Source organism: Albimonas donghaensis, assembly GCF_900106695.1.
GTDB classification, from domain to species: Bacteria; Pseudomonadota; Alphaproteobacteria; order Rhodobacterales; family Rhodobacteraceae; genus Albimonas; species Albimonas donghaensis.
In genome coordinates, this window is record NZ_FNMZ01000026.1 from 1 (window position 1) to 1,259 (window position 1,259).

1 protein-coding gene is annotated in these 1,259 nt (G+C 64.8%); it reads left to right on the plus strand.

What is annotated here, in order from left to right; all coding sequences use genetic code 11:
- The first annotated feature begins 62 nt into the window (after positions 1–62).
- Positions 63–1,198, plus strand: a protein-coding gene (locus BLV24_RS21310; protein WP_092685687.1) for an IS3 family transposase whose coding sequence is annotated in 2 segments (ribosomal slippage) — positions 63–318 and positions 318–1,198 — 1,137 coding nt in all. Because the reading frame shifts where the segments join, the coding sequence is not laid out codon by codon here.
- Positions 1,199–1,259: the final 61 nt, after the last annotated feature.

Genomic DNA, 1,259 nt, shown 5'->3' on the forward strand with positions numbered 1-1,259 from the left:
GTGGTCCCCGCTTCCCAGACAGGCGGCTAAGCTTGGTTCGTCGCAGATCGAGGACGAACGAGATGAAGACGAAGAGGCGGCATCACAGCGCCGCGTTCAAAGCGAAGGTGGCGCTGGACGCGCTGCGGGGCGAGCTGACGGTGGCCGAGCTGATCGCGAAGCACGGCGTGCACCAGACGCTGATCAACACGTGGAAGCGTCAGGCCATGGAGAACATGGCCGAGGTTTTCGACGGCAAGGCCGAGGCCGCCGCCGTTGACCGCGAGGCGGAGATCGCCAGGCTGCATGCCAAGATCGGCGAACTGGTGGTCGAGCGTGATTTTTTACGCAAAGCCTCCGGACGATGAGCGTGTCCCGGAGGCGCAAAATGATCGATCCATCGCACGGCGCCCTGTCGATCGCCCGGCAGTGCAAGCTGGCAGCAATCAGCCGCTCGGCGTTCTACGGGCCGCCAAGGGGCGAGAGCCCGCTGAACCTGTCGCTCATGCGGCTGATCGACGAACAGTTCCTGGAAACGCCCTGGTACGGGTCGCGCCAGATGGCCCGTCATCTGCAGCGCCAGGGCTATGCGGTCGGGCGCAAGCGGGTCCGGCGCCTCATGGCCAAGATCGGGGTGCAGGCCGTCTACCAGAAGCCGAAAACGTCCCAGCCGCACCCGGAACACCGGATCTGGCCCTACCTGCTGAGGAACATGACCATCGACCGTCCCAACCAGGTCTGGTGCGCGGACATCACGTACATCCCCATGCGGCGCGGGTTCCTGTACCTGGTCGCCATCATGGACTGGGCCACCAGGAAGGTGCTGGCATGGCGCGTGTCAAACACGTTGCACGCCGACTTTTGCATCGAGGCCCTCGAAGACGCGCTGGCGCGCCACGGGCCGCCCGAGATCTTCAACACAGATCAGGGCGCCCAGTTCACCAGCCCGCGCTTCACCGACGTGCTGCTGGACGCCAAGGTGCGGATTTCGATGGACGGGAAGGGGCGCTGGATGGACAATGTCTTCATCGAGCGCCTCTGGCGCAGCCTGAAGTACGAATGCATCTACCTGCACGCCTTCGAGATCGGCTCCGAGCTTCGCGCCGGCCTGCGCAGGTGGATCGACTACTACAACGCCCACCGGCCCCATTCAGCCTTGGGCGGCAGAACCCCGGACGAGGCCCATGCGGTCCCGCTCGGCTACGACGCAGCGGCATGACGAGGATCTGAACCAAGCTTAGCAGAGCCGCGAACCTGTCCGAGAAAGGGGGACCACCTCA